Annotated in this window: 6 protein-coding genes and 2 pseudogenes; all 8 read right to left on the bottom strand. The window is 57.5% G+C overall.

Features of this window, described 5'->3' with window-relative positions; genetic code table 11:
- Nucleotides 1-101: pseudogene (locus DQ405_RS24170) on the bottom strand (F0F1 ATP synthase subunit gamma); the annotation flags it as partial.
- Nucleotides 102-151: 50 nt separating this feature from the next.
- The gene (gene atpA, locus DQ405_RS24165; RefSeq protein WP_122163079.1) at nt 152-1,696 is read right to left on the bottom strand and encodes a F0F1 ATP synthase subunit alpha; all 1,545 of its coding nucleotides are present in this window, start codon (nt 1,694-1,696) and stop codon (nt 152-154) included.
- Between the two features lie 15 nt (nt 1,697-1,711).
- Nucleotides 1,712-2,248 (bottom strand): F0F1 ATP synthase subunit delta, encoded by a 537-nt coding sequence (locus tag DQ405_RS24160; RefSeq protein WP_168426347.1) that lies wholly within the window; start codon nt 2,246-2,248, stop codon nt 1,712-1,714.
- Nucleotides 2,249-2,260: 12 nt separating this feature from the next.
- Entirely contained in the window at nt 2,261-2,731 is a 471-nt protein-coding gene (locus tag DQ405_RS24155; protein ID WP_102837649.1) for a F0F1 ATP synthase subunit B, read from the bottom strand.
- Between the two features lie 93 nt (nt 2,732-2,824).
- Nucleotides 2,825-3,052, bottom strand: a complete 228-nt coding sequence (gene atpE, locus DQ405_RS24150) for a F0F1 ATP synthase subunit C (RefSeq protein ID WP_019340921.1) — start codon at nt 3,050-3,052, stop codon at nt 2,825-2,827.
- Nucleotides 3,053-3,121: 69 nt separating this feature from the next.
- Complete coding sequence (gene atpB, locus DQ405_RS24145; protein WP_168426346.1) at nt 3,122-3,994, bottom strand: F0F1 ATP synthase subunit A; 873 nt, start codon at nt 3,992-3,994, stop codon at nt 3,122-3,124.
- A gap of 14 nt (nt 3,995-4,008) precedes the next feature.
- Nucleotides 4,009-4,407, bottom strand: coding sequence for a F0F1 ATP synthase subunit I (locus DQ405_RS24140; protein ID WP_342030455.1), 399 nt, complete (start codon nt 4,405-4,407; stop codon nt 4,009-4,011).
- Nucleotides 4,408-4,541: 134 nt separating this feature from the next.
- A pseudogene (locus DQ405_RS24135) lies at nt 4,542-4,799 on the bottom strand (ParB/RepB/Spo0J family partition protein); the annotation flags it as partial.

Here is a 4,799-nt window from a genome sequence, read left to right as displayed (position 1 = left end):
TTGCGCATCTTGCTGACCGCCACCTTTTCCATGGCGCTGGTGATCTTCTGCGTGCTTTTGATGCTCGCAATCTTGCTGCGAATCTCTTTTGCGCCTGCCATTTGACACCTATCGGGTTAGCAAGCGGGAGCCTTGCAGCTCCCGCTGCGGCTTACCAGGATTGGGTGGCCTTGAACGACTCGATACCGGCCTTGATGCCTGCGTCGATTTCGTCGTTGAAGTCGCCCTTCACGTTGATCTTGTCCAGCAGAGCGACGTGCTCGTGATGGAAATAGGCAATCAACGCCTGCTCGAAGGCGCCGACCTTGGCTACTTCGATGTCCTGCAGATAGCCGCGCTCGGCCGCATACAGGGACACCGCCATGTCGGCAATGGACATCGGCGCGTACTGCTTCTGCTTCATCAGCTCGGTCACACGCTGACCATGCTCGAGCTGCTTGCGGGTCGCTTCGTCCAGATCAGAGGCGAACTGAGCAAATGCCGCCAGTTCACGGTACTGAGCCAGAGCGGTACGGATACCACCGGACAGCTTCTTGATGATCTTGGTCTGCGCAGCGCCACCAACACGGGACACCGAGATACCGGCGTTGACGGCCGGACGGATACCAGCGTTGAACATCGACGACTCGAGGAAGATCTGACCGTCGGTGATCGAAATCACGTTGGTCGGAACGAACGCCGAAACGTCACCCGCCTGGGTTTCGATGATCGGCAGAGCGGTCAGCGAGCCGGTCTTGCCTGTCACGGCGCCATTGGTGAACTTCTCGACGTACTCCTCGGAAACGCGCGATGCGCGCTCGAGTAGACGGCTGTGGAGATAGAACACGTCGCCCGGGTAGGCTTCACGTCCCGGCGGACGACGCAGCAGCAGGGAGATCTGACGATAGGCCACGGCCTGCTTGGACAGATCGTCATAAACGATCAGCGCATCTTCGCCGCGGTCACGGAAATACTCACCCATGGTGCAACCGGCATACGGAGCCAGGAACTGCAGCGCAGCGGATTCGGAAGCCGAAGCGGCAACGATGATTGTGTTAGCCAGTGCACCGTGCTGCTCGAGCTTGCGCACCACGTTGGCGATGGTCGACTGCTTCTGACCGATCGCTACATAGACGCACTTGATGCCGCTGTTGCGCTGGTTGATGATCGCGTCGATGGCCAGAGCGGTCTTACCGATCTGGCGGTCACCGATGATCAGCTCGCGCTGACCGCGACCGACCGGGATCATCGCATCGACCGACTTGTAACCGGTCTGAACCGGCTGGTCGACCGACTTACGCCAGATCACGCCAGGAGCGACCTTTTCAACCGCGTCAGTTGCCTGAGCGTTGACCGGGCCCTTGCCGTCGACCGGGTTACCCAGTGCATCGACTACACGACCCAGCAGCTCGGGACCTACCGGAACTTCCAGTACGCGACCGGTGCACTTGGCGCTCATGCCTTCGGTCAGACTCTGATAAGCGCCCAGTACCACGGCACCAACAGAGTCCTGCTCCAGGTTCAGAGCCATGCCGAAGACGCCGCCAGGGAACTCGATCATCTCCCCGTACATCACGTCGGCAAGGCCGTAAATGCGAACGATACCGTCGGAAACACTGACGATGGTGCCTTCGTTACGCGCTTGGGCAGACACATCGGAACTACCGATACGCTGCTTTATGATTTCACTAATCTCGGAAGGATTCAGTTGCTGCATGCCACGACCCTCAAATCAGGATTTCAACGATTCGGCCAACTGGCTCAGTTTGCCGCGGACCGAACCATCGACAACCACATCGCCGGCGCGGATAACAACGCCGCCGATCAGCGCAGGGTTCACGACCTGCTGGGGGTTGACGGTACGATCTAGCCGCTTCGACAAGGCGGCAGCCAAAGTTTGGAGTTGCGCAGGGGTCAGCTCGAAAGCTGTCTGCACTTCAACGTCGAGTGTCTTTTCGGCCTCAGCCTTGAGCTCCTCGAACAGCTCCCGAATGGTCGGCAACACGTCCAGGCGATCATTGTCGCCAAGCGTGGAGACGAAATTTCGGAACGCTTCATCGATATCGCTACCGAGTAGCTGAACCAGCGTCTGAACTTTGCTTTCGCTGGTCAGACGAGGATTTTTCAGCAGCTCGGCAACTTGGGGAACGTCAACGGCGACCGCAGCCAGGCTCAACATGCCCGACCAGGCATCAATCCGACCAGCCGCGCTGGCGAACTCGAACGCGGCCTTTGCGTATGGCCGGGCAAGCGTCTGGGTATTGATCATCGCTTGCCTCGCTTAGAGTTGGGAGGCCAGTTTTTCGACCAGATCGTTGTGCGCCTTGGCGTCCACCTGGGACTCCAGGATCTTCTCCGCACCCATAACAGCCAGCACGGCTACCTGGTTACGCAGTTGCTCCTTGGCACGATTCACTTCCTGCTCGATTTCGGCGCGGGCGCCGGCTACCAGTCGCTCGCCTTCGGCGCGCGCCTGTTGCTTGGCATCCTCAACGATGGCGTTAGCCTGCTTGTTGGCTTGCTCAAGGATCTGGGCAGCTTGCCCTTTGGTCTCACGGAGGGTATTGGAAACCTTTTCCTGAGCCAATTTTAGGTCTTGCTGCGCACGGCCTGCGGCGTCCAGCCCTTCGGCGATTTTCTTCTGGCGTTCTTGCATGGCCTTGGTGATTGGCGGCCATACGTACTTCATGCAGAACCAGACGAAAATAGCGAAAGCGAACGTTTGACCGAACAGCGTCAAGTTAATGTTCACAGCGATATACCTCGTGCTATCTCGTTCGACGCGGTTGTCAATTCCACGGCAACGGGGCTCGCGATGCGAACCCCATCAGGAACCGGAAAGGTCTTAAGCAGCGACAACGAAGATGAGGTACATCGCGATACCAACACCGATCATCGGTACGGCGTCGAGCAGACCGGCCATCAGAAAGGTCTTGGTTTGCAGCTGAGGGGCCAGCTCGGGTTGACGAGCAGTGGATTCCAGCAGCTTGCCGCCCAGCAGGGCGAAGCCGATGCCAGTGCCCAGGGCACCCAGACCGATCATGATAGAGGCGGCGATGTAGACGAGTTCCATGTAAAGCTCCTGAAGCTAAGGGTTAAGGTTTTCTTGGGTAAAGCGAAACTGTTTGAACCGGATCAGCTGTTACGGTGTGAGTTCGGCATGTCCGTGATCTTCATGCGCAGAGCTCAGGTACACCACGGTCAGAACCATGAAAATGAACGCCTGAAGCGGGATCACCAGAATATGGAAGATCGCCCAGGGCACATTCAGGGTCCACTGCACGTAGAACGGCAGCAGCGCGATGAGGATGAACACCACCTCACCGGCATACATGTTGCCGAACAGACGCAGAGCCAGACTCAGCGGCTTGGTCAGCAGACCGAGGATCTCGAGGAACAGGTTGAACGGGATAAGCGACCAGTGATTGAACGGCGTAAACGCCAGTTCCTTGCTGAAGCCGCCCACACCCTTGACCTTGACGCTGTAGAACAGAATCAAAATGAACACGCCGAGGGACAGGCCGAAAGTACCGTTCGGGTCGGCTGTCGGGACAATCTTGAAGTACGGCAGCCCCAGCAGACTTGCCAGACCGGGGATGTAATCCACAGGGATCCATTTCAGGCTGTTCATCAGGAACACCCAGACGAAAATGGTCAGGGCCAGTGGAGCAATCAGCGCGTTGCGGCCGTGGAAGGTGTCTTTCACTACACCTTCGACAAACTCAACGCACATCTCGACGAAGTTCTGCAGGCGACCCGGTATTCCGGCGGTAGCGCCCTTGGCAGCCATGCGAAAGATCAGAATGAAGATCAGCCCCATGAACAGCGACCATCCGAGCGTATCGAGATGGACCGCCATGAAACCCATATCCCGAGCTTCGAGACCCGATTGCGCGATGGTCCAGCTGGCCTGATCGACCACTGAGCCGTCTGCGCGAACATAGCCTTCCGGCAGTTTTCCGTAAGTCAGATTCTGTAGGTGATGCTGGATATATTCCGCCGGGGTACTCGCCATAAACGCCTCAGTGCTCAATGCTTCGGATTATTTTTCATCAGTAGGAGGGCGCTCGCGCCCGCGCCTAAAACCAACAGGTATCCGGCAAACAGAGCAGCCGGTTGTAGCGGTTTCACTCCCACAAACACCAGCGCAAACAGCGCTGCTGCCAGAATCTGTTTACCCATCTCGCCAGCCCATAGGGACTGAACGATGGCCTTGGCCGAACGCGCGCCGAAATAGCGAAACGCCTTGAACGCGAAGTACACGTTGGCCATCAGCGCTATCGAACCACCCAGTAGTCCCGAATAGCCGGCGACCATACCAAAAAAAAAGCCACAAGAAACGCCTGCGGCCAACGCAACGAGCGCCTGTACGATCAGCACTCGAACAACCGGCATGCGATGGAGTGGTGTCTTGTTGCGTATATTCACCGTACATCCATCGCCAAAGTCGTTCGCTGGTCAGCAATGACCGCAGTCAAAAAAGCGCGGCGAGTATAGGAGTAGGACACCCTGCGTTCAACCTTCAGGTAGCAGTTTCCGACTGCCACTACATAAATTTTGTTTCAGCGGATGTGTGCAAGCACACCTTGCAGCTCATCCAGCGAATTGTAGCGGATCACCAACTGTCCCTTGCCTTTTTCGCCATGCTTAATTTGCACGGGAGAACCCAGACGCTCAGCGAGGCGCTGCTCAAGGCGAACAATGTCCGGATCGCTTTTCGGCTCGCTTTTCGGCTGCCCCGTACTGTTCAACCACTGCCGGACCAGTGCTTCGGTCTGGCGCACGGTCAGTCCCCTTGCGACAACGTGACGCGCTCCTTC

Source organism: Pseudomonas sp. SST3 (assembly GCF_003325755.1).
Note: the sequence above shows the minus strand (reverse complement) of the source record. Positions and strands in the feature narration are given on the sequence as shown.